Annotated in this window: 25 protein-coding genes; 11 read left to right on the top strand and 14 right to left on the bottom strand. The window is 67.1% G+C overall.

Features of this window, described 5'->3' with window-relative positions:
- Positions 1–9 precede the first annotated feature (9 nt).
- Together AC5QAH_RS01530 and AC5QAH_RS01525 are read right to left on the bottom strand one after the other, a co-directional pair.
- Positions 10–1,020, bottom strand: coding sequence for an N-acetylornithine carbamoyltransferase (locus AC5QAH_RS01530; protein ID WP_313311392.1), 1,011 nt, complete (start codon positions 1,018–1,020; stop codon positions 10–12).
- A gap of 318 nt (positions 1,021–1,338) precedes the next feature.
- Positions 1,339–1,908 (bottom strand): glycine zipper 2TM domain-containing protein, encoded by a 570-nt coding sequence (locus AC5QAH_RS01525; protein WP_043400934.1) that lies wholly within the window; start codon positions 1,906–1,908, stop codon positions 1,339–1,341.
- A gap of 188 nt (positions 1,909–2,096) precedes the next feature.
- Between AC5QAH_RS01525 and cysS the strand changes: the two genes are divergently transcribed.
- Genes cysS through AC5QAH_RS01510 form a run of 3 tightly spaced genes read left to right on the top strand, consistent with a single transcriptional unit; the run spans position 2,097 to position 5,223 of the window.
- Positions 2,097–3,473, top strand: coding sequence for a cysteine--tRNA ligase (gene cysS, locus AC5QAH_RS01520; protein WP_440865444.1), 1,377 nt, complete (start codon positions 2,097–2,099; stop codon positions 3,471–3,473).
- A 53-nt stretch (positions 3,474–3,526) separates the two neighbouring features.
- The gene (locus AC5QAH_RS01515; protein WP_010486631.1) at positions 3,527–3,979 is read left to right on the top strand and encodes a SufE family protein; all 453 of its coding nucleotides are present in this window, start codon (positions 3,527–3,529) and stop codon (positions 3,977–3,979) included.
- Positions 3,976–5,223 carry an MFS transporter gene (locus AC5QAH_RS01510; RefSeq protein ID WP_049482302.1) on the top strand — a complete coding sequence of 416 codons (1,248 nt, stop codon included), beginning with the start codon at positions 3,976–3,978 and terminating at the stop codon, positions 5,221–5,223. The genes AC5QAH_RS01515 and AC5QAH_RS01510 overlap by 4 nt, the downstream gene beginning before the upstream one ends.
- Before the next feature lie 558 nt (positions 5,224–5,781).
- On the opposite strand, the gene dksA is transcribed toward AC5QAH_RS01510, so the two are convergent.
- Positions 5,782–7,011: an RNA polymerase-binding protein DksA gene (gene dksA, locus AC5QAH_RS01505; protein WP_495232034.1), complete on the bottom strand. Its 1,230-nt coding sequence runs from the start codon at positions 7,009–7,011 to the stop codon at positions 5,782–5,784.
- A 272-nt stretch (positions 7,012–7,283) separates the two neighbouring features.
- Here dksA and yidD point away from each other — a divergent pair, with 272 nt between their 5' ends.
- From yidD to AC5QAH_RS01490, 3 genes are read left to right on the top strand one after another with little or no spacing between them, the layout of a single operon-like run.
- Positions 7,284–7,538 carry a membrane protein insertion efficiency factor YidD gene (yidD, locus tag AC5QAH_RS01500; RefSeq protein ID WP_010486626.1) on the top strand — a complete coding sequence of 85 codons (255 nt, stop codon included), beginning with the start codon at positions 7,284–7,286 and terminating at the stop codon, positions 7,536–7,538.
- 1 nt (position 7,539) lies between these two features.
- Complete coding sequence (locus AC5QAH_RS01495; RefSeq protein WP_010486624.1) at positions 7,540–8,886, top strand: dihydroorotase; 1,347 nt, start codon at positions 7,540–7,542, stop codon at positions 8,884–8,886.
- Complete coding sequence (locus AC5QAH_RS01490; RefSeq protein ID WP_010486622.1) at positions 8,886–9,734, top strand: M23 family metallopeptidase; 849 nt, start codon at positions 8,886–8,888, stop codon at positions 9,732–9,734. The genes AC5QAH_RS01495 and AC5QAH_RS01490 overlap by 1 nt, the downstream gene beginning before the upstream one ends.
- A gap of 155 nt (positions 9,735–9,889) precedes the next feature.
- Here AC5QAH_RS01490 and AC5QAH_RS01485 read toward each other — a convergent pair whose 3' ends face one another.
- The 5 genes from AC5QAH_RS01485 to efp all read right to left on the bottom strand — a co-directional run bounded on the left by AC5QAH_RS01485 (position 9,890) and on the right by efp (position 14,118).
- Complete coding sequence (locus AC5QAH_RS01485) at positions 9,890–10,594, bottom strand: squalene/phytoene synthase family protein (RefSeq protein WP_043400920.1); 705 nt, start codon at positions 10,592–10,594, stop codon at positions 9,890–9,892.
- Positions 10,594–11,301: a phosphoglycolate phosphatase gene (locus tag AC5QAH_RS01480; protein ID WP_049482294.1), complete on the bottom strand. Its 708-nt coding sequence runs from the start codon at positions 11,299–11,301 to the stop codon at positions 10,594–10,596. Before AC5QAH_RS01480 ends, AC5QAH_RS01485 begins: the two co-directional genes overlap by 1 nt.
- Positions 11,298–12,014, bottom strand: coding sequence for a bifunctional 2-polyprenyl-6-hydroxyphenol methylase/3-demethylubiquinol 3-O-methyltransferase UbiG (gene ubiG, locus AC5QAH_RS01475; RefSeq protein WP_126559470.1), 717 nt, complete (start codon positions 12,012–12,014; stop codon positions 11,298–11,300). Before ubiG ends, AC5QAH_RS01480 begins: the two co-directional genes overlap by 4 nt.
- Positions 12,015–12,039: 25 nt before the next feature.
- On the bottom strand, positions 12,040–13,383 hold the full coding sequence (locus tag AC5QAH_RS01470) for a TRZ/ATZ family hydrolase (RefSeq protein WP_019336839.1): 1,344 nt from the start codon (positions 13,381–13,383) through the stop codon (positions 12,040–12,042).
- A 168-nt stretch (positions 13,384–13,551) separates the two neighbouring features.
- Positions 13,552–14,118 (bottom strand): elongation factor P, encoded by a 567-nt coding sequence (gene efp, locus AC5QAH_RS01465; RefSeq protein ID WP_005410381.1) that lies wholly within the window; start codon positions 14,116–14,118, stop codon positions 13,552–13,554.
- Positions 14,119–14,238: 120 nt separating this feature from the next.
- Here efp and epmB point away from each other — a divergent pair, with 120 nt between their 5' ends.
- Complete coding sequence (epmB, locus tag AC5QAH_RS01460) at positions 14,239–15,255, top strand: EF-P beta-lysylation protein EpmB (protein WP_478411454.1); 1,017 nt, start codon at positions 14,239–14,241, stop codon at positions 15,253–15,255.
- A gap of 78 nt (positions 15,256–15,333) precedes the next feature.
- On the opposite strand, the gene AC5QAH_RS01455 is transcribed toward epmB, so the two are convergent.
- From AC5QAH_RS01455 to AC5QAH_RS01445, 3 genes are all read right to left on the bottom strand, one after another.
- A complete protein-coding gene (locus tag AC5QAH_RS01455; RefSeq protein ID WP_010486608.1) occupies positions 15,334–17,460 on the bottom strand; it encodes a putative bifunctional diguanylate cyclase/phosphodiesterase in 2,127 nt (708 codons plus the stop codon).
- Positions 17,457–18,359, bottom strand: a complete 903-nt coding sequence (locus tag AC5QAH_RS01450; RefSeq protein ID WP_032952775.1) for a phosphate/phosphite/phosphonate ABC transporter substrate-binding protein — start codon at positions 18,357–18,359, stop codon at positions 17,457–17,459. Before AC5QAH_RS01450 ends, AC5QAH_RS01455 begins: the two co-directional genes overlap by 4 nt.
- Before the next feature lie 76 nt (positions 18,360–18,435).
- On the bottom strand, positions 18,436–19,206 hold the full coding sequence (locus tag AC5QAH_RS01445) for an RNA methyltransferase (protein WP_010486603.1): 771 nt from the start codon (positions 19,204–19,206) through the stop codon (positions 18,436–18,438).
- A 120-nt stretch (positions 19,207–19,326) separates the two neighbouring features.
- Between AC5QAH_RS01445 and AC5QAH_RS01440 the strand changes: the two genes are divergently transcribed.
- Positions 19,327–20,154 carry an inositol monophosphatase family protein gene (locus tag AC5QAH_RS01440; protein WP_049435104.1) on the top strand — a complete coding sequence of 276 codons (828 nt, stop codon included), beginning with the start codon at positions 19,327–19,329 and terminating at the stop codon, positions 20,152–20,154.
- Between the two features lie 666 nt (positions 20,155–20,820).
- Here AC5QAH_RS01440 and htpX read toward each other — a convergent pair.
- Complete coding sequence (gene htpX, locus AC5QAH_RS01435; protein ID WP_043400907.1) at positions 20,821–21,687, bottom strand: protease HtpX; 867 nt, start codon at positions 21,685–21,687, stop codon at positions 20,821–20,823.
- Positions 21,688–21,780: 93 nt separating this feature from the next.
- On the opposite strand from htpX, the gene gluQRS reads away from it, so the two are divergent.
- The 3 genes from gluQRS (at position 21,781) to phaR (ending at position 24,183) form a co-directional block, all read left to right on the top strand.
- Positions 21,781–22,701, top strand: a complete 921-nt coding sequence (gluQRS, locus tag AC5QAH_RS01430) for a tRNA glutamyl-Q(34) synthetase GluQRS (RefSeq protein WP_071306038.1) — start codon at positions 21,781–21,783, stop codon at positions 22,699–22,701.
- 17 nt (positions 22,702–22,718) lie between these two features.
- The gene (gene phbB, locus AC5QAH_RS01425; RefSeq protein ID WP_010486596.1) at positions 22,719–23,459 is read left to right on the top strand and encodes an acetoacetyl-CoA reductase; all 741 of its coding nucleotides are present in this window, start codon (positions 22,719–22,721) and stop codon (positions 23,457–23,459) included.
- A gap of 184 nt (positions 23,460–23,643) precedes the next feature.
- The gene (gene phaR / locus AC5QAH_RS01420) at positions 23,644–24,183 is read left to right on the top strand and encodes a polyhydroxyalkanoate synthesis repressor PhaR (RefSeq protein WP_010486594.1); all 540 of its coding nucleotides are present in this window, start codon (positions 23,644–23,646) and stop codon (positions 24,181–24,183) included.
- A 73-nt stretch (positions 24,184–24,256) separates the two neighbouring features.
- Here phaR and AC5QAH_RS01415 read toward each other — a convergent pair whose 3' ends face one another.
- The gene (locus AC5QAH_RS01415; RefSeq protein WP_143994822.1) at positions 24,257–25,210 is read right to left on the bottom strand and encodes a TraB/GumN family protein; all 954 of its coding nucleotides are present in this window, start codon (positions 25,208–25,210) and stop codon (positions 24,257–24,259) included.
- A 1-nt stretch (position 25,211) separates the two neighbouring features.
- On the bottom strand, positions 25,212–26,144 hold the full coding sequence (locus AC5QAH_RS01410) for a DUF1684 domain-containing protein (protein WP_143994823.1): 933 nt from the start codon (positions 26,142–26,144) through the stop codon (positions 25,212–25,214).
- Between the last annotated feature and the right edge of the window lie 4 nt (positions 26,145–26,148).

Raw genomic sequence — 26,148 nt, 5'->3', positions numbered from 1 at the left:
CGGAAAAAATCAGCGCCCGGCAACCGCGGCCATGATCGCCTTCTGCACGTGCAGGCGGTTCTCGGCTTCGTTGATGGCGATGCACTGCGGCGAATCCATCACGCCATCGGTGGCCTTCACGTTCCGGCGCAGCGGCAGGCAGTGGCTGAACACACCGTTGTTGGTCAGCGCCATCTTCCGCTCGTCCACGATGAAGTGCCTGAACTGGTCGCGGATCGGCTTTTCCGGCTCCCAGTTGCCGAAGAACGGCAGCGCCCCCCAGCTCTTGGCGTAGACCACGTCGGCGCCGGCGTAGGCGCTGTCGATGTCATGGCTGATCTTCAGCGAACCGCCGCTCTCGGCCACGTTCTGCTCGGCCCAGCCCATGTAGCGGTCATCCAGGATGTAGTCGGCGGTCGGGCACAGCACGGTCACGTCCATCCCCATGCGCGTGGCGATGGTCAGCGCCGAGTTGGCCACGGCGGTGTTCAGCGGCTTGGGGTGGTAGGTCCAGGTCAGCACGTACTTCTTGCCACGCAGGTCCTGGGTGCCGAAGTGCTCCTGCAGGGCCATCACGTGCGCCAGTTCCTGGCACGGGTGGGTGATGGTCTCCATGTTGATGACCGGCACCGGCGAGTACTTGGCGAAGCTGTTGAGGACGATGTCCTGGCGGTCGTAGGCCCAGTCGATGAACTTGGGGAACGCGCGCACGGCGATGATGTCGCAGTAACGGCCCAGCACCTTGGCCACTTCAGCGATGTGCTCTTCGGTATCGCCGTCCATCACCGTGCCGAGGTTGAACTCGATCGGCCACGCATCCTTGCCCGGCTGCAGCACCACCGCGTGGGCGCCGAGCTGGAACGCGCCCAGTTCGAAGCTGGTGCGGGTGCGCATGGACGGATTGAAGAACACCAGCGCGATCGACTTGCCCTTGAGCTGGTCGCCGAGCTTGTTGCGCTTGAACAGCGCGGCCTGGGTCAGCAGCGCGTCGAGATCGCTGCGGCTCCAGTCCTGGGTGTTCAGGAAGTGCTTGGGGGACATCATCTTTCCTTGCGTGGCGGCGCCGGGTTCGACGCGGTGGAAGGGAAAACAGGAAGCAAAGGTGGAACGAAAAGGTTGCAGTTGCAGCTTTCAGAACGCAGAAACGAAAAAACCCAGCCGGGCGGCTGGGTTTTTTTCGGACGAACAGCAAAAAGCTCCGGTTACCCAGCGAGGATGTGGGGTTCCGGTCGACGCGCACGCGAGGTCATGCCGGACGCCTGTCGGGCTGCGCTGCTGTCGTGCTGGAAGTCGATGAGCTTCATGGTCAACCATCTTTGCATGCGGCCGGGGCCGACGCAAGGGGCCGGGGTCGCAGAATCAGGGATTGCCCGTGGCGCCCTGCTCGGGGCCGACCCAAGGGGTGATAGACACCCGGATCTTGAGCCGGTTGCCGGGGTCTTCCGGCAGCCGTGAGCGGTACTTGGTGCCCTTGTAGACGTAATCCACGTCGTAGGCGATGGGCCTGCGGAATTCACGCCCCACCGGCACGATACGGCAGTCACGGGTCAGCATCGGGCCATTGTTGGCCGGTGCCGGCGCCGGGGCGGGTGACTCGGCGGCGGTGTCCTCGGAGACCTCTTCATCGCTGCGCTTGAACATCGAGCGCACCGAGTCCCAGAAGCGGCTGATCCGGCCCTTGTCCTCAACCGGCTCCTCGCCGGTGACATTGACCGGCGCCAGGGTCCGGGTCGAGACCGGCTCGCAGTGTTCTTCGGTGCGGGTCGCGCGCAGGGTCTGGAACACGGGCTCGACGTTCAGCACCTGCGCGTAGTCGAACTTCACGTTCTCCACGATCACCACCCGGTTGCGGGGCTCGGCCTCCTGCGCCTGGGCCACGGCGGCCAGCGCCGACAGGCAGGCCAGGGTCAGCAACGCGGTGGATTTCATTGGCGAAGGGAGCAAGGACACGGCAATAGTGTAGGCAGTGGCGAGCGCAAGGGGCTGAACATTACCCGTCCACGCTGCTCCTGCCCACCCCACCTTGGATGGCCCCGGCGTCCACCGGTGGCAGGCGGTGCCCCCAAAGGGGGCCGACACGTTCTAAAATCACAGGCTTGTCCCCCAGCCACAGCCCCATGACCCTGCGCCTGCACAACAACCTGACTCGCCAGCTCGAACCGTTCATCCCGCTCGACCCGGCCTGTCCGACCCTGTATGTGTGCGGCCCCACGGTCTACAACTACGTGCACATCGGCAACGCCCGTGGCCCGGTGGTGTTCGGCGTGCTGGCCGACCTGCTGCGGCGCCGTTTCGGTGGCCTGCGCTACGCGCGCAACATCACCGACGTGGACGACAAGATCAACACCGCCGCGCGCGAGCAGGGGGTGCCGATCAGCACCATCACCGACAGGTTCGCTGCCGCCTACCGTGAAGACATGGCCGCCCTGGGCGTGGTGCCGCCGGACATCGAACCGGAAGTGACGGCGCACATGCCGCAGATCGTCACCATGATCGAGCAGCTGATCGCCAACGGCCATGCCTATGCCGCCGAGGGCCATGTGCTGTTCGCGGTGGCCAGCTTCGACGGCTACGGCAAGCTCTCGCGCCGCGACCCGGAAGAGATGCTGGCCGGCGCCCGTGTCGATGTCGCCCCCTACAAGCGCGATCCCGGCGATTTCGTGCTGTGGAAGCCGTCCAGCGACGACCTGCCCGGCTGGGAATCGCCGTGGGGCCGTGGCCGCCCGGGCTGGCACATCGAATGCTCGGCGATGGCCGCCGCCCATCTGGGCGAGACCATCGACATCCATGCCGGCGGCGTCGACCTGCAGTTCCCGCACCACGAGAACGAGATCGCGCAGAGCGAATGCGCCCACGGCGGCAAGATCTTCGCCCGTTTCTGGCTGCACAACGGCATGCTCAACTTCGGCGGCGCCAAGATGAGCAAGTCGCTGGGCAACATCGAGCGCGTGCACGACCTGGTGCGCCAGCATCCGCCGGAAGCCCTGCGCCTGGCGCTGCTGTCGGCCCACTACCGGCAGCCGCTGGACTGGTCCGATGGCCTGATCGAGCAGTCGGTGCGCACCTTGGATCGCCTGTACGGCACCCTGCGCGAACTGGCGTCGGTCGACGCGGTCGTGGCGATCCCGGCCACGGTCGAGGCGACCCTGGATGACGACCTGAACACCCCGCAGGCGCTGGCCGAAGTGGCCCGCATCGCTGCCGATGCACGCCGAGCCACCGACCCGGCCGAACAGGCGCGCCTGAAGGGCGAGCTGCTCGGTGCCGGCTTGGCCCTGGGCCTGCTGCAGGCCGATCCGGCGCAATGGTTCGGTACCGCTGCGGGCGATGACGGCGACGATGCCCGTATCCAGGGCCTGATCGACGAGCGTGCCGCTGCCAAGAAGGCCCGCGACTTCGCCCGTTCCGACACCATCCGCGACCAGCTGGCCGCCGAAGGCATCGTGCTGGAAGATACCCCGCAGGGCGTGCGCTGGTCGCGCAAGCGCGGCTGACCTGCCCTGCCCCGTGGCCGGTACGCCGGCCACGCCCCACCGTAGAGACTGTTGTGACCGACTCCCCGTTCCCGCTTGAACCCACCGCCGCCGAGGCACAGACCGCCATCGCCGAGGAATTCGGCTTCTTCGGCGACTGGTCCGAGCGCTACCAGTACCTGATCGACCTCGGCCGCAAGCTGCCGGCCTTCCCGGAAGAATGGAAGACCGAAGAGCATCGCCTGCTCGGCTGCCAGTCGATGGTCTGGATCGTGCCGGAAGGCAATGCGCAGTCGCTGCGCTTCCATGCCATCAGTGATTCGGCCATCGTCTCCGGCCTGATCTTCCTGGCGCTGCGCGTGTACTCCGGGCGCTCGGCGCAGGAGATCCTGGCCACCGAACCGAGCTATATCCAGGACATCGGCCTGGCCCGCCACCTGTCTCCGACCCGCAGCAATGGTGTGGCAGCGATGCTGGCCTTCATCCGCGAGACCGCGCAGGCCCAGCTGCAGCGCGATCCGTCGTGAGCGAGCCTGCCACAGCCGAGGACACCGCGCTGGGCCTGCTGTCCCGACCCGGCTTCGCCAAGCTGCTGGCCTACCGCATCTTCGCGATGCTGTCCTACCAGGTGGTGGCAGTCACCGTCGGCTGGCACATCTACGAAGTCACCCGCAATCCGTTCTCGCTGGGCCTGATCGGCCTGGCCGAGGTGCTGCCGTTCTTCTGCGTGGCGCCATTCGCCGGCTACCTGGTCGACCATCTGCCGCGGCGTCGGTTGGGCATGGCGGCCTGTTCCGGGCTGATCGCCACCGCGCTGGTACTGACCAGCGTGGCCAAGGGCTGGCTGCCGTTTGAAGGCGTGTGGCCCATCTATGCAGCCATCGCCCTGACCGGCATGGTCCGCGCCTTCCTGTCGCCGATCTACAACGCGCTGTTCGCCCGCGTGCTGGCCCGCGATCAGTTCGCGCGCGGCGCAGGCCTCGGCGCGGTGGTGTTCCAGGCCGGCATGGTGGCTGGTCCGGCACTGGGTGGCGTGCTGGTCGGCTTCGGCGGCAAGGGCCTCTCCTACGCGGTGGCTACGGCCTTTGCGCTGGTGGCGATGGCCTGCCTGGCTACATTGAAGGTGGAAGAACCGGTGCACACCGGTCCCGCCGCGCCGATCTTCAAGAGCATCGCCGAAGGCGCGCGCTTCGTGGTCGGCAACCGGATCATGGTCGGGGCGATGGCGCTGGACATGTTCTCGGTCCTGCTCGGCGGCGTGGTGGCGATGCTGCCGGCGTTCCTGCACGAAATCCTGCACCACGGCCCGGAAGGCCTGGGCATCCTGCGCGCGATGCCGGCGCTCGGTTCGGTGTGCGTGGGCCTGTGGCTGGCCCGCCACCCGCTGCACCGCAATGCCGGCCGCGTACTGCTGTTCGCGGTGGCCGGTTTCGGCCTGTGCGTGATCGGCTTCGGCCTGTCGCAGCACTTCTGGCTGTCGGCGCTGATCCTGCTGTTCTACGGGGCCTTCGATGGCGTCTCGGTGGTGATCCGATCGACCATCCTGCAGTTGGCCACGCCGGAAGAAATGCGCGGACGGGTGTCGTCAATCAACGGCATCTTCATCAGTTCGTCCAACGAGCTGGGCGCGTTCTATGCAGGCACGATGGCCAAGCTGCTCGGCCTGGTGCCGGCCGTGGTGCTGGGTGGGTTCGCGGTGCTGAGCGTGGCCGGGATCACGGCGTGGAAGAACCCGACGCTGCGGAAACTGAATCTTCGCGACCTGCAGTGACGCTGCTAACAGCGGATTCGGCGGCGCCGGGTGTTTGGCTGGGGCCGTTGCTCTCCCTCGATGATTGGGCTTGTCACTTTCTTTTCGCGAAAAGAAAGTAACCAAAGAAGCGCTCCGCCATCCGCGAGCCGGCGCTGCGCGCCGGTGCCCTGTGCTCCTCGGTGAATCAGGGGACGGCGCCGAACTCGCTGCGCTCAAACAGCGGCGCCTCTTCGCCCCTGATTCCCCTGCGGTGCTCGGCTCGCTACAAGGCGGACTCAACAGCCGCGAGCGCACGCATGACCGCTCCTGTCGGCCTGAGCCGAGCGTGGGCTCGGCTCTACATCGGCCGCGCACGCAGGAAACCGTCGAGAGCCTGCGGGTGGGTCCGGGCGGGACCGTCCGCGGCATGGATGCCGCGGCCGAGCTTACAGGGATGTACTTGCAGCGTGTCCTGCCCGGACCCACCCGCAGGCTCCACCCGATACCCGGAAGGCGCTGCTCTACACAGTCAACTCGAACCCAACAAAAAACCCGGCCGAGGCCGGGTTTTTCGCATGACCATACAACGAGCAGGAATCAGTCGCCCTGCTGCTTCTGCAGGTGCTCCCAACGCTCCTGGGCGTCGATGGTGCGCTCGGCGGTCAGGCGCGCTTCGAGGCGCTCCAGGCCGATTTCTTCACCGGTGTCGACGCAGTAACCGTAGTCGCCCGCTTCCAGGCGCTTCAGGGTGCTGTCGATCTTGCCGATCAGCTTGCGGTAGCGGTCGCGGGTACGCAGTTCCAGCGAGTTCTCGGTCTCGCGGGTCGCGCGCTCGGCTTCGTCGCCGATGTCACGCACTTCCTCACGAAGATTCTCGATGGTCTGCTTGGACTCTTCCACCAGGTCCGCGCGCCAGTTCTGCAGACGCTGACGGAAGTACTCCTGCTGCAGCGGGCTCATGTATTCCTCTTCCGAGGACGGCTTGTAGCCAGTCGGCAGGATCGGGCGGCCGGTGGCCTCGTCGGTCTTGTACTCGACCACCTTGTACTTGCTGCGCGGGGCCGGTGCAGCCGAGCGGGCGGCGACGGCCACGGCAACCTTGCCGACAGGGCGCGACACGGTCTTCGGGGCGGAATCGGATTTCACGGCGGTTTTGGCAGGCGATTTCGAAACGGGCACGGGATTCTTGGATTGCGGGGCCTTCGAAGCGGCAGGAGCGGCGGCCGGGGCCGGCTTGGAAGCCGGTTGGGCTGCTGCCACTGCCACGGTCTTGACCGGGACAGGCTTGGCCGGAGCCGGCTTGGCAGCAGGCTTCGGTGCGGACTTCACTACTGGGGCCGGGGCCGGCTTCACGGCCGGCACGGCAACATTCTTGGCAACCTTCTTTACAGCGGCAGGCGTGGCAACCGGTTTAGCCGCAGCGACCTTCTTTGCCGCGGGCTTGGCGACCGGCTTGGCTGCAGCCTTCTTCACCACCGCCTTCGGCGCCGGCTTGGCTACGGCCTTCTTCGCCACCGGCTTGGCGGCGGCCTTCTTCACCGGCGCGGCCTTGCTGGCGGCCTTCTTCATCACCGGCGCCCTCTTGCTGGCAGCGGCAGGCTTGGCCTTGGCGGGCGCAGCAGCCTTCTTCGCCACCGGCTTGGTTGCCTTGACCGGCGTTTTCTTTGCGGTGGCCTTCCTGGCCGCCGGTTGCGAGGACGCTGCCTTGGTCGCCGGCTTGCTGGCCGGTTTCTTGGCAACGGGCTTTGCCGCCAACTTCTTCACAACAGGCTTGGCGGTTTTCTTGGCGGCCGTTGCGGCCTTCTTTGCAGTTTTTTTAGCAGCCACGAAACGCTCTTCCTTGGATTCCCCGGGGCCCGGGAAAGCGGGCCTTTATAGCCTACCCGACCCGCAGCAGCAACCTCGACCCCCTGCTCCATTCAGTCCTGGAGTCAAGGCGCCCTTGGAGGCAGTCCGACGAACACGGACCGCCTTGCGCGGTACGGAACCTGGCCAGCACCCGAAGGTGCTGGTACCGGTCGCAGGCCATCGGCGACATGCGACCAACGGCCCATCCTGCACAAATGCGGCCTTCATGCCAACTGGCATAAGATGACTGGGTGATCTCGCGCCTGCTCATTGCCCTGCTGCGCTTCTACAAGCGCTTCATCAGCCCCCTGCTGGGGCCACGCTGCCGTTTCGTGCCGAGCTGTTCTGAATACGCGATGGAAGCCATCTCGCGGCACGGCCCGCTGCGCGGCAGCTGGCTGGCTGCGCGCCGGCTGGGCCGCTGCCACCCGTTCCACCCCGGCGGCTTCGACCCGGTGCCCGAATCCAACCACGCTCCCTCTTGCCGTTGCACAGGAAAACACTGACATGTCCTCCACCCTCATCACCAACGCCCGGATGGTCAACGAAGGCCGCACCTTCGACGGCGACCTGCGCATCGAGAACGGCCGCATCGCGCAGATCGGCAATGGGCTGGCGCCGCGCGACGGCGAGCAGGTGGTGGACGCGGCCGGGCGCTGGCTGCTGCCCGGCATGATCGATGACCAGGTGCACTTCCGCGAACCGGGCCTGACCCACAAGGGCGACATTGCCAGCGAGTCGGCCGCCGCCGTGGCCGGTGGCCTGACCAGCTTCATGGACATGCCCAACACCAACCCGCCGACGCTGGATTCGACCATCCTGGAAGCCAAGTACGAACTCGCGCGCGGCCGCGCCTGGGCCAACTACGGCTTCTACCACGGCGCCAGCAATGACAACCTGGACGCGATCCGTGCGCTGGACCCGAAGAAGGCCCCGGGCGTGAAGGTGTTCATGGGCGCCTCTACCGGCAACATGCTGGTGGACAACCCGGAAACGCTGGATGCGATCTTCCGCGAATGCCCGACCCCGATCATCACGCACTGCGAAGACACGCCGATGATCGATGCCAACCTGAAGGCCTTCCAGGAAAAGTACGGCGACGCGCTGACCCCGGACATGCATCCGGATATCCGTTCGCGCGAGGCCTGCATCAAGTCGACCCGCCTGGCGATGTCGCTGGCGCGCAAGCACGGCACCCGCCTGCATGTACTGCACATCTCCACCGCCGACGAGCTGGCGCTGTTCGAAAAGGGTCCACTGATCCGCGCCGACGGCAGCCGCAAGCAGATCACTGCCGAAACCTGCGTGCACTTCCTGCACTTCGCGCGCCCGGACTATGCGACCAAGGGCAACCTGATCAAGTGCAACCCGGCGATCAAGGAAGTGTCCGACCGCGAAGCAATCACCGCTGCGCTGGCCGACGACGTGCTGGACGTGCTGGCCACCGACCACGCCCCGCACACCTGGGAAGAGAAGCAGAAGCCCTACGCGCAGGCGCCGTCGGGCCTGCCGCTGGTGCAGTACGCGCTGGTGGCCGCGCTGGAGCGCGTGCACGAAGGGAAGCTGACCCGCGAGCAGGTGGTGCAGAAGTTCGCGCATGCGCCGGCGCAGCTGTTCGACGTGGAAGAACGCGGCTTCCTGCGCGAAGGCTACTTCGCCGACCTGGTGCTGGTGGAAGACGTGCCATTCACCGTCAAGCGCGAGGACGTGCTGTCCAAGTGTGGCTGGTCGCCGTTCGAAGGCACCACCTTCCGTTCGCGCGTGGCCTCGACCTGGGTCAACGGCCAATTGGTGTGGGACGGCAGCAAACTGGTGGGTGAACCGGCCGGCCAGCGCATGACCTACGACCGCTGATGCGCAAGGTATTCCTGTTCGGGGCGCTGCTGCTGGCCGCGCCCCTGTTCACCGCACCGGCGGCGCAGGCGCAGGATGGCATCGGCAGCCTGATCGACAGTCGCGTGGTGTTTCCGGCCAGCGCGTCGCAGGGCGCGCTGGTGATCGGCAAGGTGCCCGCCGGCAGCCGCGTGCAGTACGCCGGCCGCCAACTGCGGGTGAGCGGCTATGGCAGTGTGGTGTTCGGCATCGGTCGCGACGAGAAGGGCCCGTTGCGCGTGCAGGTACAGCGCCCCGATGGTGGCAGCGAGACGGCGACCATTGCGGTGACGCCGCGCGACTGGCCCACCGAGCGGGTCAACGGCGTGCCGCCGAAAACGGTGAACCCGCCGCCGGCGATTGCCGAGCGGATCAAGCGCGAACAGGCGCAGGTGACCGCGGCACGTGCCCGCGATGACGACCGCACTGATTTCACCCAGACCTTCATCTGGCCGGTGCAGGGCCGCATCAGTGGCCGCTTCGGCAATGCGCGTGTCTACAACGGTCAACCTGGTGCCGGTCATTCCGGCATGGACATCGCGGTGCCGACCGGCACCCCGGTGAAGGCACCGGCCGCCGGCATCGTCACCTTCGCCGGCCCGGACCTGTACCTGACCGGTGGCACGCTGCTGCTCGACCACGGCTTCGGGGTCAGCTCCAACTTCCTGCACCTGTCGCGCATCGACGTGAAGGTCGGCGACCGGGTGGAACAGGGCCAGGTGATCGCCGCGGTCGGCGCCACCGGTCGCGCCACCGGCCCGCACCTGCACTGGGGCATGAACTGGTTCGATACCCGCATCGACCCGTTGCTGGTGCTGGAACGTAAATGACACCCATCGCCCGGTGCAGTGGTGAGCTGCTGTTGTAGAGCCGAGCCCACGCTAGGCTGTCGCGCAGAGATGAGCCGAGCATGGGCTCGGCTCTACAGACAGCATTCAATCAACCGCGCGAGGTAGCGCCGGGCCATGCCCGGCGGAGCGCCGGATCAACCGCGGGCAGCCCACCACACGCGCAGCAGGGTGCGCACCGGGGTGGCTTCGATCGGCTTGCCTGCGGCCTGCGCCGCCACGCGTGCGCGCGCCAGGCTGGACCACACACGGCGCGGGCGCGGGCCGGGCACGCGACTGCCCCACCCCTTCAGCAGGTACTGCGCCCAGCGCTGCGCAGCCGTGCTGGAATCCTCATCCAGCAGGCTGCGCGGTACACCGGCCACGCCGGCATCCTGCAGGCGCTGGGCAAGGGTCTGCAGCTGCACCGCACGACCAGCGCCGGTGCGCGGCTTGTCGTTGAACAGCGCCGCTTCCACCGCGGCAACCGCGTCGGCGTAATTGGCCAGCGCACGCTCGGCACCGGCCGCATCCAGCGCGACCGAGCGCGCTTCAACCAGATCGGGCAGCGCTTCGGCCAGCTGCGCCCACGGCGCATGCACCGGTTCCAGCAAACGACCCAACGGGTGGCGCGAACGATGCGCAGCCCAGCTGCGCAGCTCCTCGCCCCACCACGCCAGCTTGGCGTCGGCCGGCAACGGATCGCCGCCGGTGTTGAGCATGTCGTCGAATTCCTGCAGCAGCGCGAACCACGCCACCGCAAGCTCGCGTTGCGATTCGGCCACGAACGGGGCGGCCACCGACCATTCCGGCCAACGGCTGCGCCACTTGTCGAGGAAACTGTCCAGCGCGGTACTGCTCACTACGTCATTCCTTGCGGCTGGGCCGGGGCTGCCGGCCGGGTCGGCCAGAGACTGGCCAGTTGCAGAAGTCCGGCGTTCTCGACCAGCACGTCGGCCTGCCAGGCCAGCGGGTCGTCGCTGTGCAGGCGATAGCCCCACAGTGCCGCCACCGACGGCATGGCCGCGGCACGCGCGGCGATGATGTCGCGCTCGTCGTCGCCCACGTACACGCAGTCTTCGGCGGCAACGGCGATTGCCTGCGCCGCGTGCAGCAGCGGCAGCGGATGCGGCTTGCGCTCGGCCAGGCTGTCACCACCCACCAGCACCGCACAGCGCTGCTGCCAGCCGTGCTGCGGCAGGATCAGGCGCGCCAGGTACTCGGGCTTGTTGGTGACGATGCCCCACACCGTACCGGCGGCATCCAGTGCAGCAAGCATGCCGGCCACGCCATCGAACAGCACCGCGTGCTGGCCGATCAATGCTTCATAGCGCTGCAGGAATTCCGGGATCAATGCATCGCGCGCAGCGGCATCCAGGTCCGGGAATGCCGCACCGACCATCGCGCGCGAGCCCTTGGACACCACCGGACGCAGCAGTGCCGGATCGATCGGCGCACGGCCACGTTCGGCCAGCATCGCATCGCAGGTGGCAACGAAGTCCGGCGCGCTGTCCAGCAGGGTGCCGTCCAGATCGAACAGCACCGCGCGCGGGAAGCGGGCAGAGGTCATGCCGGCTTGACCGCGTAGGCCAGGTAGTTGATGTCGGTGCGGCTGCTCAGGCGGGCGTGGTTGCGCCACGGCTCGTAGGCCATGCCGCTGACATCCACCAGCTGCATGTCGGCTTCGCGCAGCCAGCGTGCCAGCTCGGCCGGCTTGATGAATTCCTGGTAGTGATGGGTGCCCTTGGGCAGCAATCGCGCCACGTACTCGGCACCGACAATCGCCACCGCGAATGCGGCAGCGGTGCGGTTGATGGTCGACAGGAACAGGTGGCCGCCCGGCTTCAGCAGGCGCTTGCAGGCCTCGATGATCGCGCCCGGATCCGGCACGTGCTCGAGCATTTCCATGCAGGTGACCACATCGAAACTGCCCGACTGCTCGGCAGCCAGGTCCTCGGCGGCCTGGACGCGATAATCCACCTTGGCACCGCTTTCCAGCGCGTGCAGGCGCGCGACCTTGACCAGTTCCGGGGCCAGGTCGATGGCGGTGACGTCGGCACCGGACTGCGCCAGCGCCTCGCTCAGCAGGCCGCCACCACAGCCGATGTCCAGCACGCGCGCACCGCGCAGCGGCACGCGGTCGGCCACGTACTTCAGCCGCACCGGGTTCAGCGCATGCAGCGGCTTCTGCGGGCCATCAGCGTCCCACCAGCGGTTGGCCAGCGCGGCGAACTTGTCCAGCTCGGCCTGATCGAAATTGGAGGATGCGTGGGGGGCAGTCATGAGGGTGTCCTTGCGGCGCCAGGGTTCAGGCGCGGATATGGCGGATGCGCTCGCGCCACTGGCGCGCGTTGGCGATGATGCCCGGCAGGTCCATGCCGACCAGCTCGCGCTGCACCAGCTTCGGCTTGCCGGCAATCCAGACATCGCTGACCTGCTGGCGGCCGGTGGCGTACACCAGCTGCGACAGCACATTGTGCAGCGGCTGGGTTTCCAGCGCCGAGAGGTCAACACAGACCAGGTCGGCCTGCTTGCCCACTTCGATCGAGCCGATGCGCTCGCCGAAGCCCAGCGCGCGGGCGCCGCCCAGCGTGGAGGCGCGCAGCGTGGTGGCTGCATCCAGCGCGGTGGCGTCGTCGGCCACGGCCTTGGCCAGGATCGCCGCCGTGCGGTTCTCGCTGAACATGTCCAGGTCGTTGTTGCTGGCGCAGCCGTCGGTGCCGATCGCCAGGTTCACGCCGGCGCGTTGCAGGGCGCAGGCCGGGCAGAAACCGGAGGCCAGCTTCAGGTTCGATTCCGGGCAGTGCACCACGCTGACGCCACGTTCGGCGCACAGGTGGATTTCCGCGTCGGTCAGCTGGGTCATGTGCACCGCGATCAGGCGGTCGTTGACCAGGCCGAGTCGATCCAGCCGCGCCAGCGGACGCTGGCCGTGCAGCTTGATCGAATCGGTGATTTCCTGCGCGGTCTCGTGGGTGTGCAGGTGCACCTGCATGTCGAGCTGGTCGGACAGCATCCGCACCCGCTCGAAGTTGGCATCGTTGACGGTGTACGGCGCATGCGGCGCGAACGCGGTGCCGATCAGCGGATCGGTGCGCCACTGGTCATGCAGTTCACCGGCCTTGGCGAAGTACTCGTCGTCGGTCTTGGCCCAGGCGGTGGGGAAATCGATGATGACCGCGCCAACCAGCGCGCGGAAACCGTGCTTCTTGTAGACCGCGGCCTGCACGTCGCCGAAGAAGTAGTTCTCGTTGGCGCAGGTGGTGCCGCCGCGCAGCATCTCGGCGATGGCCAGGGTGGTGCCGTCGGCAACGAATTCGGGGCCGATTACCGCGGCTTCCACCGGCCAGATGTGCTGCTGCAGCCAGGTCATCAGCGGCAGGTCGTCGGCGACGCCGCGCAGCAGGGTCATCGGGTTGTGCGTGTGCGCGTTGACCAGGCCCGGCATCAGTGCGGCCTCGGGGCGGCTGACCACCTGGGCGGCGCGGAAACGCGCGCGCGCCTCGGCACGCGGCAGGATCGCGATGATCTCGCTGCCACGCACGGCCACGGCGTGGTCTTCCAGCACCACCGCATGCGGCTCTATCGGAACGACGTAACCGGCTTCGATGAGCAGGTCGCAGGCTTCGGGGAGGTGCGGGCTATCGCTCATGCGGGCTCACTGGCTATTGGAGAAGGGCCTGGCGGGAGGCGGTAGCGCCGGGCCATGCCCGGCGGCTGTCCGCTGCGGCGCCATGGGCGCCAGCAACGGGTCCGGGCGATGCCCGGAAAGCCGAGCACGGGCTCGGCTCTACAGTCTGGTCGACCTGCGGCCGGAACCTTACTTGACGCGTGCGGAGTACTCGCCCGAACGGGTGTCGACGCGGATCACTTCGTCCTGGTTGACGAACAGCGGCACGCGGACCACGGCACCGGTTTCCAGGGTGGCCGGCTTGCCGCCGCCGCCCGAGGTGTCGCCACGGACGCCCGGATCGGTTTCAGTGATCTTCAGTTCAACGAAGTTCGGCGGCTGCACGAAGATCGGCTCACCATTCCAGAGGGTGACCACGCAGGACTCTTCGCCCTTCAGCCACTTCTCGGCGCCGCCCATGCCGGCCTTGGTGGCCTGGACCTGCTCGAAGGATTCCGGGTCCATGAAGTGCCAGTACTCGCCGTCGCTGTACATGAAGTTCATGTCGGTATCGACGACGTCGGCTGCATCCAGCGAGTCGGTCGACTTCATGGTCACTTCCTGGGTACGGCCGTCCTTGATCAGGCGGTACTTCACGCGGGTGAAGGCCTGGCCCTTGCCCGGCTTGACGTATTCGGTGTCGATGATGACGGCCGGTTGGTTGTTGACCAGGATCTTCATCCCGTTCTTGACGTCGTTCATGCCGTAGCTGGCCATGCGTAAACTCCTGAGTGGCAAAAACGCCGCGGGTGCGGCGAGCCGTTAGAATGGAAAGCCCACCGGATGCCGGTGGGCGACTGTTTTTCTGCCCCCATGATAACCGCAGGCCCCCTCTCCATGCAGCTTTCCGCCTTCCCACGGCCCCAGTCGCCAGGTGCGCCCGCGCGCTGGCAGCAGCTCTGGCGCCAGGCGCTGCGCGACCCGCACGCGCTGCTGGCCCGGCTGCAGCTGGACCCGGCCGCGCTGGGCGTCTCGGAGGCGGCCATGGCCCAGTTCGCGCTACGCGTGCCGGAAGGCTTCGTGGCCCGCATGCGCCCTGGCGATGCGGCCGACCCGCTGCTGCGCCAGGTGCTGCCGATCGACGAGGAAATGCGCCCGGTGCCCGGGTTCAGCTTCGATGCGGTGGGCGACGGTGCCGCCAAGAAGGCCACCGGCGTCATCCAGAAGTACCGTGGCCGTGCCCTGCTGGTCGCCACCGGCAGCTGCGCGATCAACTGCCGCTACTGCTTCCGCCGCCACTTCGACTATGGGGCGGAGAACGCCGCCAAGGGTGGCTGGCAGGAGGCCGTAGCCGCCATCGCCGCCGACCCGGACATCGACGAGGTGATCCTGTCCGGCGGTGACCCGCTGTCGCTGGCCACGCACAAGCTGGCCGAGCTGACCGACGCCCTGCGCGCGATCCCGCATATCCGCCGCCTGCGCATCCATACGCGGCTGCCGATCGTGCTGCCGGAGCGCGTGGACGATGAACTGGTCTCCTGGCTGGGCAGCCTGCCGTGGCCGCTGGCGATCGTGGTCCACGCCAATCATGCCAATGAATTCGATGCCAGCGTGGACGCGGCGATGGTCCGCCTGCGCGGCATCAGCGCCCAGCTGCTGAACCAGGCGGTGTTGCTGCGCGGGGTCAACGACAGCGTGCAGGCCCTGCAGGACCTGAGCGAGCGCAGCTTCGCCGCCGGCGTGCTGCCCTACTACCTGCACCAGCTGGACCGGGTCGAGGGCGTAGCCCATTTCGAAGTGGACGATGCCCAGGCCAAGGCACTGATTGCCGGCCTGACCGCACGCCTGTCCGGTTATCTGATCCCGAAACTGGTGCGCGAACTGCCCGGCGACCCGAGCAAGCGCCCGGTGTAGCCCCAAAAAAGGGGATGGAGGGGATTAAGTCGCAAATGCATAAGCGACTTCACCCCCTTCGTCCCTTTTTTGTGTCGGTCAGATGCCCGATTCGATCATCCGCACCACTTCGGTGGCGGTCACCGGGTGGCTCAACCAATAGCCCTGCCCAAGGTCGCAGCCGCGCTGCGCCAGCAGCTCGAACTGCGCCTGCTGCTCGATGCCTTCGGCCACCACGGTGATGCCCAGCGCGTGGGCCATGGCAATGATCGCCGTGGTCAGCGCGAGGTCATCGGGGTCACGCTGCATGTCGGCCACGAAACTCTTGTCGATCTTCACGCCGTCCACGGGTACCTGGCGCAGATGACTGAGCCCGGAGAAGCCGGTCCCGAAATCATCCAGCCAGACCTTCACGCCGGTGCGATGCAGCTTGTCCAGCAGCTGCGCGGCAACCATCTCGTCGCCGATCACGGCAGTTTCGGTCAGCTCCAGATGCAGGCGCGACGCCGGCAGCCCGGACTCATGCAGGCACTGCGCGACCAGTGCCGGCAGCTCACCGCCGCGCAACTGCCGTGGCGACACGTTGACCGACACGAACAGGTCGTCCCCGGCCGCCCCGCGCGGCCACTGCGAGGCCTCCATGCAGGCCGCACGCAGGACCTTCGGGCCGATGATCTCGATCAGCCCACTCTGCTCGGCTACCTCGATGAACACCGAGGGCGGAATCGTGCCCAGGGTCGGGTGCTGCCAGCGCAGCAGTACTTCAACGCCGACCATGCGGCGGTCGCGCATGCGGAAGATCGGCTGGTAGGCCAGGCGCAGTTCGCCGCGCTCCCAGGCACCGCGCAGCTCCTGTTCCATATGCACGCGACGCTCGACCGCATGGTCCATCGCCCGGCTGTAATAGCGATAGCAGTTCTTGCCGGCCATCTTCGCCTGGTACATGGCGATGTCGCCGTTCTTCAGCAGGGTGGTCGCATCGGCTGCATCGTCGGGGAACAGGGTCACGCCGATCGAGGTGCCCAGGAACAGTTCCCTGCCCTGCACCACCAGCGGCTTGCCCAGCTCGCGCACCAGCACTTCGGCCAGCAGCCGCGCGTTGGCGGCCACATCACCGTCGCCCACCAGGATCACGAACTCGTCTCCGCCGAAGCGCGCCAGCAGGGTTTCATCGCCCCCGGCCTCGGTGACCGCGCGGCCGATGCGCTGGGCGAACTGCAGCAATGCCTCATCGCCGGCCTCGTGGCCAAGGGTGTCATTGACCCGCTTGAAGTCGTCGATATCGGCGAACAGCAGGCCCAACCGGTGATTGGCGGCACGGGCGGCCATCAACCGATGATCAAGCGCCTCGCGGAATGCCAGCCGGTTGGTCAGCCCGGTCAGCGCGTCGGTATAGGCCATGCGTCGCACTTCGCGGTCATGGCGGGCGATCGCATCGCGCATCCGGGCGAAACCACGTACCAGTTCGCCGACCTCATCGTCGCGGGTGTTCTCGGCCAGGGGCGTCTGGTAGTCACCGGCCTCGATGCGACGCGCGGCGACGGCAAGATCACGGATCGGCGCGACCAGGGTGCGCTGCACGTACAGGATCACCACCACGCCGATCACCACCAGCAGGCCCAGCATCAGCAGCAGCCAGCCCAGGTGACGGCTGCCGACCTGCTGCAGGCGCTCGCCCAGGGTGGCGTTGGCCGCCTGCTCGCGCTGCTGCACCTCATCCAGCGCCATGCCGACCCGGACGCCGCCAATGCGCTGGTTGCCGATCATGATCGGCATGGTGTTGTCGAGCACCTTCGGCGATTCCTGCACGACCAGCATCTGCGCGGCTGCAGCCTTGGGTGCCAGGGGATCGGCCATCGGCTGGCCGAATCCGGACACCTCGACCGAGCCGTCGTGTACCAGCCGGCCGCGTTCGTCGAACACCAGTACATAGCGCACCACGGGCTGGCGCGCGGTACTGCGTACCAGTACGCCGACCTGGTCCAGATCGCGGTAGTACAACGGGTTGGCCAGGGCGTCGGACAACTCACGCGCCATCGCCTCGCCGCGGCTGCGCACGCTGCGGTCGAACAGTTCATGGATGACGCCGCCGCTGAGGTTGCGCACCTCGCCCTGCATCGCCGTCTGCCGCCCCAACAACACTGCAAGGATCGCGATCACCACGACCATCGCCCCGCCCATCGCGAGCAGGAACCGGGCCTGCATCCCCGAGCCAAGCCACTTCATTCCACTTCCATCCGCACGCGCGTCAATCCTTGTTTCAATTCATCCAACCGCTGCTGCGCATGCGCATCGACGCGGTGGAACCCGGAAGTGCCAAAAAACCGATGCAGCGCCCCCTGCGCCTGCGGGTCGCTGGCTGCCTGCAGCAGCACTTCCTGCAGGCGATCGCGCACGCGTGGATCCAGGTCGGCGCGGACCATCTCCACCGCACGCGGGTAGGGTTCGGTGCGCAGCAGCTCGCGGAAGTCGCGCCGGAACGCTGCCGGCATCCGCCGCTCGTCATTCCAGTCCACGCTGCTCACCGCTCCCACGTCAACCACCCCCTTGTGCACGAACGTCGCGATGTTCAGCTCGCTGCGTGCAAATACGTAACCCACACTGTCCCGGCCCGGCATGTCCCATGCACCGGCCAGGATCTGGGGCGACAGGCCCTCCTGCAGCAACGTCATCACCGGCACCAGATAGGCACTGGTGGACGCCGTGTTCTGCAGGGCCAGGCGATGGCCCCGCAGATCCTGTACGCGCTGGATCGGGCTGTCGCGGCGCACGAAGAACACCGTCTGGTAATCACGCACGCCGTTGCGCTCGGTCAGCAGCAGTGGGCGGGCGCCACTGCGCTGGCCCAGCGCCACCGCCGTACCCGAGGTTTCGGTGACCCAGTCGACCCTGCCCCGCCGCAGATAGCTGGCCATCTGCTGCGGGTCGCGTGCCATCAGGATCCTCCCCTCCTTGATGCCAACGTCGTGCATGCGCGCCACCACGTAGTCCAGCAAGGGCTGCAGCTGTTCGTAATGCGCCTTGGGATCATCGCTGATCCGGCCCAGCACCAGTACCGGGTCCGGTGCTGCACGCACCGTCCCGGCCAGCAGGACCATGGCCAGGCTCAGCAGTCCCCCCTGCATTGCCTTTCGCAGACCCGACACAGGCTTCATCCCCCCTGGGTATCCAGACAGACTACCCGAAAAAATGAGAACGTCGTCAGCTGTCCTTGTTGCCCGCTTGTGCCAGTCGCGCCATGCGCTGGGTGTCGGCGAGGATGCCGCGCAACAGGCGCACTTCCTGCTCGCTGGGTTCGCTGCGCAGGAACAGGCGGCGCAGCTTGCGCATCGCCGATTCCGGGGCGCGGCCCTTGTGGAAATCGATCTCATCCAGCGTGTCGCCAAGCTGGGCGAAGAAGCTCTCCATCTGCTCGTGGCTGGCCGCCTGTTCGCGGAAGCCCGGCTCGGCGTCGGCTGCAGGCTGCGCACCCAGCAGCTGCATGCGCGTTTCATAGGCCAGCACCTGCACGGCAGCAGCCAGGTTGAGCGAGCTGAACTCCGGGTCGGACGGGATGTGCACCGCTGCATGGCACAGCTGCAGTTCCTCGTTGGTCAGGCCGGTGCGCTCACGGCCGAACACCAGCGCCACCTCGGCACCCTCGCCGGCCTTGGCCACCGCGCGGGCAGCGGCATCGGCCGGCAGGTACTCCTCCAGCTGGACACGGCGGGCACGGGCGGTGCAGCCCAGCACCAGGCGGCAGTCAGCCACGGCCTCGGCCAGAGTCGCCACCACCGGGGCGTCCCCCAGTACGTCTTCGGCACCGGCCGAGCGCCGGAAGGCCTCCTCGTCCAGCGGCTTTTCGGGAGCGACCAGTACCAGGCGGGCCAGGCCCATGGTCTTCAGGGCACGGGCGGCGGCCCCCATGTTGCCGGGGTGCTGGGTACCGACCAGGACGAATCGGAGGCGGGTGGCGGCGGGAAACTGGGACATGAACAGGGAAAAGGTCGAGCTGGACGATGACCAATGGTAAACTGTGCGGCCGGCCACTGCGCCGGACCCGCTCTTTTCCCCCGCCAGTCCATCTCTTCTGCCTTTCCGGGAGCCCACGCCATGCAGAAACCCGCCGTAACCGTCATGGTCAAGGCCGCCCGCCTCGCCGGCAACGTCCTGTTGCGCAACATCAACAAGCTCGAGGCACTGAACGTGGTGCAGAAGGGCCGGATGGACTACGCCAGCGAAGTGGATGCGGACGCGGAAAAGGTCATCGTCAAGGAACTCAAGCGCGCCTACCCGGACTACGGCATCTTCGGTGAAGAAGGTGGCGTGCAGGGCGAGCGCCGCCAGATGTGGGTCATCGACCCGCTGGACGGCACCAGCAACTACCTGCGCGGCGTGCCGCACTACTGCGTGTCGATCGCCCTGGTCGAAAACGGCGAGCCGACCGATGCGGTCATCTTCGACCCGCTGCGCAATGAACTGTTCACCGCCAGCCGTGGCGCGGGTGCCGTGCTGAACGACCGCCGCATCCGCGTGGCGGATCGCAAGGATCTGGAAGGCACGATGATCCACACCGGCTTCGCCCCGCGCGAGCGTTCCCGCGCCAGCGCCCAGCTGAAGGCGGTCGACGCCCTGCTGGTGCACGGCGAGGACATCCGCCGTACCGGTTCGGCGGCACTGGACCTGGCCTATGTGGCCTGCGGCCGTGCGGACGCCTACTTCGAAGCCGGGGTGAAGGCATGGGACATCGCTGCCGGCCTGCTGCTGGTCCGCGAGGCGGGCGGCAAGGTCTGCGACTTCAAGGGCGCGACCCTGGGCCGCATGGACAACCGTGGCCCGGACACCCATCAGATCGTGGCCGGCAACCTGAAGGTGGCCGAGTCGCTGCAGAAGGTGCTGGTGAACACCGGCTACGCTGCCGAGTTCGACGCGAAGTTCTGAGGTTCCGTGTAAAGCGGTTCATGGAGACGGCACCTGCGAAGGTGCCGTTTTCGTTTGTGCGCACGGAGATTCGTTTCCGCGACCGCGGAGGGGTGTCACTTTCTTTGCGCGCAAAGAAAGTAACCAAAGAAACGCTCCGCCAGCCGCGAGCCGACGCTACGCGCCGGTACCCTGCGCTTCTCGGCGAATCAGGGGACGGCGCCGAACTCGCTGCGCTCAGACACTGGCGCCTCTTCGCCCCTGATTCCCCTGCGATGCTCGGCTCGCTCAAGGCGGACTGGAAGGTCAAGAGCAAGAGCAACAGCATCCACGCGTAGCATGGATCAACCGGGTGCCGCTGTGGCATTTGACCTTGGGTCCGCCCTGAGCGAGCCGAGCACCGCAGGTCCGGCGAGGGCGAAGAGGTGCGGGTGTCTGAGCGCAGCGAGTTCCCGCACCGTCCCTCGACGGGCCGAGGAGCGCAGGGTACCGATGCGCAGCATCGGCTCGCGCCCTGGCGGCGTGTTTCTTTGGTTACTTTCTTTGCACGAGCAAAGAAAGTGACACCTCTCCGCAGGCGCGGAAACGATACGCCGGGCATGGCCCGGCGCCACCAATGCGTCGGCGCGCAAACAAAAACGCCCGGCGCGAGGCCAGGCGTTCCTGCACTACCTTGAAAGCAGAAGCTTACGCCACCGTCGACGCCCGCAGCGCGGCGATGCGCTCTTCCAGCGGCGGGTGGCTCATGAACAGCTTCTTCGCCGTCGAACCGGCAATACCGAACGCCGCGATCTGGGTCGGCAGCGTGCTCTGGCCGTGGTTGAGCTGCAGGCGCTCCAGCGCGGCGATCATCTTCTGGCGGCCGGCCAGCGAGGCACCACCCGCATCGGCGCGGAACTCGCGGTGGCGCGAGAACCACATCGCGATCATCGTGGCGAACAGGCCGAACACCATCTCCAGCACGAACACGATGATGTAGTAGGCGAAGCCGCGGCCGCCACCTTCGCGGTTGCCCGACAGCGCGCTGTCGATGATGCCGCCGACCACGCGGGCCAGCACGATCACGAAGGTGTTCAGCACGCCCTGCAGCAGCGCCATGGTGATCATGTCACCGTTGGCGACGTGGGCGATCTCGTGGCCCAACACCGCTTCGGCTTCATCTTCACTCATGTTGTGCAGCAGGCCGGTGGACACCGCCACCAGCGCGTTGTTGCGGTTGGCGCCGGTGGCGAAGGCGTTGATCTCCGGGCCTTCATACACCGCCACCTCCGGCATGCCGATGCCGGCCGCCTTGGCCTGGCGCTCGACCGTGGCCAGCAGCCAGCGTTCGGTCTGGTTGCGCGGCTCGGTGATCACCACCGCACCGGTGGAGCGCTTGGCCATCCACTTGGACAGCAGCAGCGAGATGAGGGAGCCACCAAAACCAAAGATCGCGGCCATGACCAGCAGGCCGCTCATCTTGCTCGGGTCGGTTCCCAACAGCGACATCACGATGCTGGCGAGGATCAGGACCGCGAAATTGGTCGCCAGGAACAGGGCAATGCGGGTAAACATGGGAAAATCCGGCTCGGAAGGGGTCGATACCGGTCAATTTGCGGTGTGGTCAGCTTGAATTCAAGCGCCAACCTGACCGACGATTCAGCCAGCATGACCTCCCCCATTCCCTGCGGCCGCTTCGCGCCCTCGCCGACCGGCCTGCTCCACCCCGGATCTCTGCTCGCCGCCTTCGGCAGCTGGCTGCTCGCGCGCCATCACGGCGGCCTGTGGCGGCTGCGCATCGAAGACGTCGACCCGCCGCGCACCGTGCCCGGTGCCGCCGAGTCACAACTGCAGGCACTGACGGCGTTCGGGCTGGTCCACGATGGCCCGATCTTCTGGCAGAGCGCGCGCGGCGAGGCCTACCAGGCTGCGCTGGACGTACTGCTCGCCAGCGACCAGGCCTTTGTCTGCCACTGCAGCCGCGGCGACCTGGCCGCCAGCGGCGGCATCCACCATCACTGCGTCGCCCGGCAACCGCGACCGGACCCCGCCGTCCGTTTCCGCGTGCCACCGGGCAGCATCGTGCACTTCGACGATGGCCTGCGCGGCCCGCAGCAGCAGGACGTGCATGCCGAGGTCGGCGACTTCGTGCTGCGCCGCGCCGATGGCTGCTGGGCGTACCAGCTGGCGGTGGTGGTCGATGACGCCGCGCAGGGGGTGACCGAAGTGGTGCGCGGTGCCGACCTGCTCGACTCCACGGCACGGCAGATCCTGCTGCAGCAGGCCTTGGGGCTGGCGGTACCGCGCTACTGGCACCTGCCGCTGCTGCTCGATGCCCCGGGCCACAAGCTGTCCAAGTCGCTGGCGGCGCTGCCAGTGGACAGTTCGCGCCCGCTGCCCGTGCTGCGCCAGCTATGGCAACTGCTCGGCCAGGCACCTGAAGCGCTGGAACCTGCGCACGATCTGGACACGCTGCTGGCGGCCGCTCGGAATGCCTTCGACCCAGCGCGGCTGCCACGTACCGACATCCTGCTGCCAGCCGGCGCACTTTCCGCGCCGATGTTGCAGAATCACCCTTCCCCCACCTGATACCCGGACAGCACTCCATGACATCTCGCGTCGCACTGGTCACCGGCGGAACCGGCGGCATCGGTACCGCCATCTGCCAACGCCTGGCCGACCAGGGCCACCGGGTCGCCACCAACTACCGCGACGAGGCCAAGGCCCGCGCCTGGCAGCAGGCGATGACCGAACGCGGCTACAGCGTGTCGATCTTCCCGGGCGATGTCTCCGATCCGGGCAGCGCCGAAGCGCTGGTGCGGGCGGTCGAAGCCGCGCTGGGCCCGGTCGAGATCCTGGTCAACAACGCCGGCATCACCCGCGATACCACGTTCCATCGCATGCGCGCGGACCAGTGGCACGATGTGATCAATACCAACCTCAATTCGGTGTTCAACGTCACCCGTCCGGTCATCGAGGGCATGCGCCGCCGCGGCTGGGGCCGGGTCATCCAGATCAGCTCGATCAACGGCCTGAAGGGCCAGTACGGCCAGGCCAACTACGCGGCGGCCAAGGCCGGCATGCACGGTTTCACCATCTCGCTGGCGCGCGAGAACGCCGGCTTCGGCATTACCGTCAACACCATTTCGCCCGGCTACGTCGCCACCGACATGGTGATGGCGGTTCCGGAGGAAGTGCGCGCCAAGATCATCGCCGACATCCCCACCGGACGCCTCGGCAAGCCGGAGGAAATCGCCTACGGCGTCTCGTTCCTGGTTGCCGACGAAGCCTCGTGGATCACCGGTAGCAACCTGGACATCAACGGCGGCCACCATATGGGTTGGTAAGCCGCGCAGGGGACCCTCGCGGCGATCGCCGCCGGGCCCCTGCCAAGCGTCATGCTGCGCAGCACGCAAACCCTTGTTGCGCAACATGATCGCCGCCGAAAGCCAAGCCTGGCGGGGGCTGAGGCGGTTGCAACGGCTGCTGCACTGCGCCATGCTGCGCGTCTACTGTGACGAGTACCGCTTCATGGCTGCGACCCGCATCATCAAGAAGTATCCGAACCGCCGTCTCTACGACACCGAGATCTCCAGCTACATCACCATCGAGGACGTGCGCCAGCTGATCCTGGACGGTGAAGACTTCGAAGTCCGCGACGCCAAGAGCGGCGACGACCTCACGCGATCAGTCCTGCTGCAGATCATCGCCGACCAGGAACAGGACGGCGAACCGATGCTGTCCACCCAGCTGCTGAGCCAGTTGATCCGCTTCTACGGCGACTCCCTGCAGGGCTTCATGGGCAATTACCTGGAGCGCAGCATGCAGGTCTTCCTCGACCAGCAGCAGCAGTTCCGCCAGCAGATGGGCAACCTGCTGGGGCAGACCCCGTGGGCGATGATGAACCAGCTGACCGAGCGCAACCTGGAGCTGTGGCAGGAATTCCAGCGCAACATGGGCACGGGCTTCGGTGGCCCGCGCCCGGGCGGCACCGGAACGGGAACCGGGGCAGGTACCGGCAACAAGCCGAACGAACCGGGCGCCGGCACCGGCGGCAAGACCCGCCGCTGAGCTGCAGCAACGGTTGATACGAAAGCGGCGCGCCCCTGGCGCGCCGTTTTGTTTGAATCGCGTCAGCGATACATCAGCGTTTCGCCTTGCACCCCGTGCATACGCGCTCGACCTTGTAACCCTGCGCCTTCAGCTTCTCGACCACGCCGTCGTTGCCCAGCAGGTGCAGCGTGCCCACCACCACCAGCGTGCCACCCTGCCCGGCCTGCAGGTACGGCAGCAGCTTCGGCACCCAGGCGTCATTGCGGCCGGTATTGATGCGCTGGTAAAGCTGTGGATACTGTTGGCGCATTTCCGCCGCCATCCTGGTCCACAACAGGCGCTCGTCACCCCGGCGCCAGGCATCATGCAGCTGGCGTGCCTGCTCGTCGGCCTTGCCAGCCTGGTCCAGCGCTTCGGCCAGCATCTGCCGCTGTTCCTGCAGCGTCATTCCGTCGAGCATGCCGATCTGGGTATCGATGTCTTCCAGTCCCGCGGTCTTGCGCCCGGTCTTCTGCGCACGCTCCATGAAGTGACGATCCAGGCCCAGTGCGGGGTCCAGGCCCAGCTTCTGCATCTGCCCGACCGAAATGCTCAGGCCGACAAACCACGGCTTCATGCCCTGCATCTGCGCCAGCGGCAGCTTGTTCTCGGTGGCGAACACCTGCAGCTTCTGCCAGGTCGCAGCATCCAGGTCACGCTTGAGCTCGCTGCCATCGGTGCGGACCGCTGCCTGCACCATGCGGCTGGCCAGCTGTGGCGACTGCATGTCTTCCGGCGACAGTTCGAACACGACCCGCTGCGAGGCCTCGAACGCCTGTTCGACATCGGGCGACAACGGGTAGTCCTGCGGCTTCAGCAGGTGGAAGGAACCGAGCAGGTAGAGGCGCGAGTCGCCCGGCCCAGTCACTTTCCACAGCAACGGCACCGGCGGCTTGGCCACCGCTGCGCCAGCGATGTCGGCTTGCGCGGTACGCGCTGCAACCAGCGGTGCCAGCGCACAGGCCGCCAGTACAACGGCGGTACGCAACAGGGATCTGATCGGCATATCAGCCTTCTCCTTCAGGCAGGTGGTAAGCCTTCTCGCCCGCTTCCACGCGCAGGTCCAGCCGGTTCTCCGGCGGCGCCAACGGGCAGGTCGCGTAGGCGGTGAACGCACACGGCGGGTTGTAGGCATGGTTGAAATCGATGCGTACCGTGCCATCGGCTGCCGGCGCATCGGTATCCAGGTAACGCCCGGCCGGATAGCTGCCGCGGCCACTGGTGCGGTCGGCAAAGATCAGGAACAGCGGTTGACCGGGCGCACCAATCGCCTCCAGCCGCCAACTGCGGCCATCACGCTGGAACTCGACCGCGCCTGCGTTGGGCATCTCGGTGGTCAGGCCAGTGATATCGACGATCGGCAGGGTTTTGCCCGGCGAGTGCGCGATGAAGCGCGCCTGCACCTGCCAGTCAGGACCACCCGGCCAGTACTCCAGTCCTGCAAAATCTCGGCGTGCCGGCGCATCGGCATGCTTGACCCGCAGCGCATCGCGCGGGCCGCGGCGGATGATGCTGAGCTGCCCCTTGCTGCCATCGAAGGCCAGCAGCGTCGGCTGCGGATCCTTGTCGGTGTCGACACGGATGCGGCCGCGCACCGGCTGCCCGTCATGGCTGACGTCAACGCCGGCCTCAGGTGTGAACCACCATTGGCTGCCTTCGCGGCGCAGCAGGCCCAGCTTGTCCGGCCCAACCGCCAGGCGGATGCCATTGGTCGCGCCACTGCCGACAAAGTGCGATTTGTTCTGCAGCCAGTGCAGGCCGACCAGCGCTGTCCAACCGTCCGGGCGGGTCAGGTCCTGATAGCGTGCCACCCGCCACTGCTGCTGCCCGGCGGCATAGGACGGATCCTCCGCGGCCGAAGCCGGCGCCGGCGGTGTCGCCGGGCTGCAGGCAACCAACACCAGAGCGGCCAGCAGGCCGCCCACTCCCCGATAACGCATCGAT

It is taken from the genome of Stenotrophomonas sp. YJH_SMC_43 (assembly GCF_059372535.1).
This window is presented reverse-complemented; position numbering and strand designations above follow the sequence as displayed.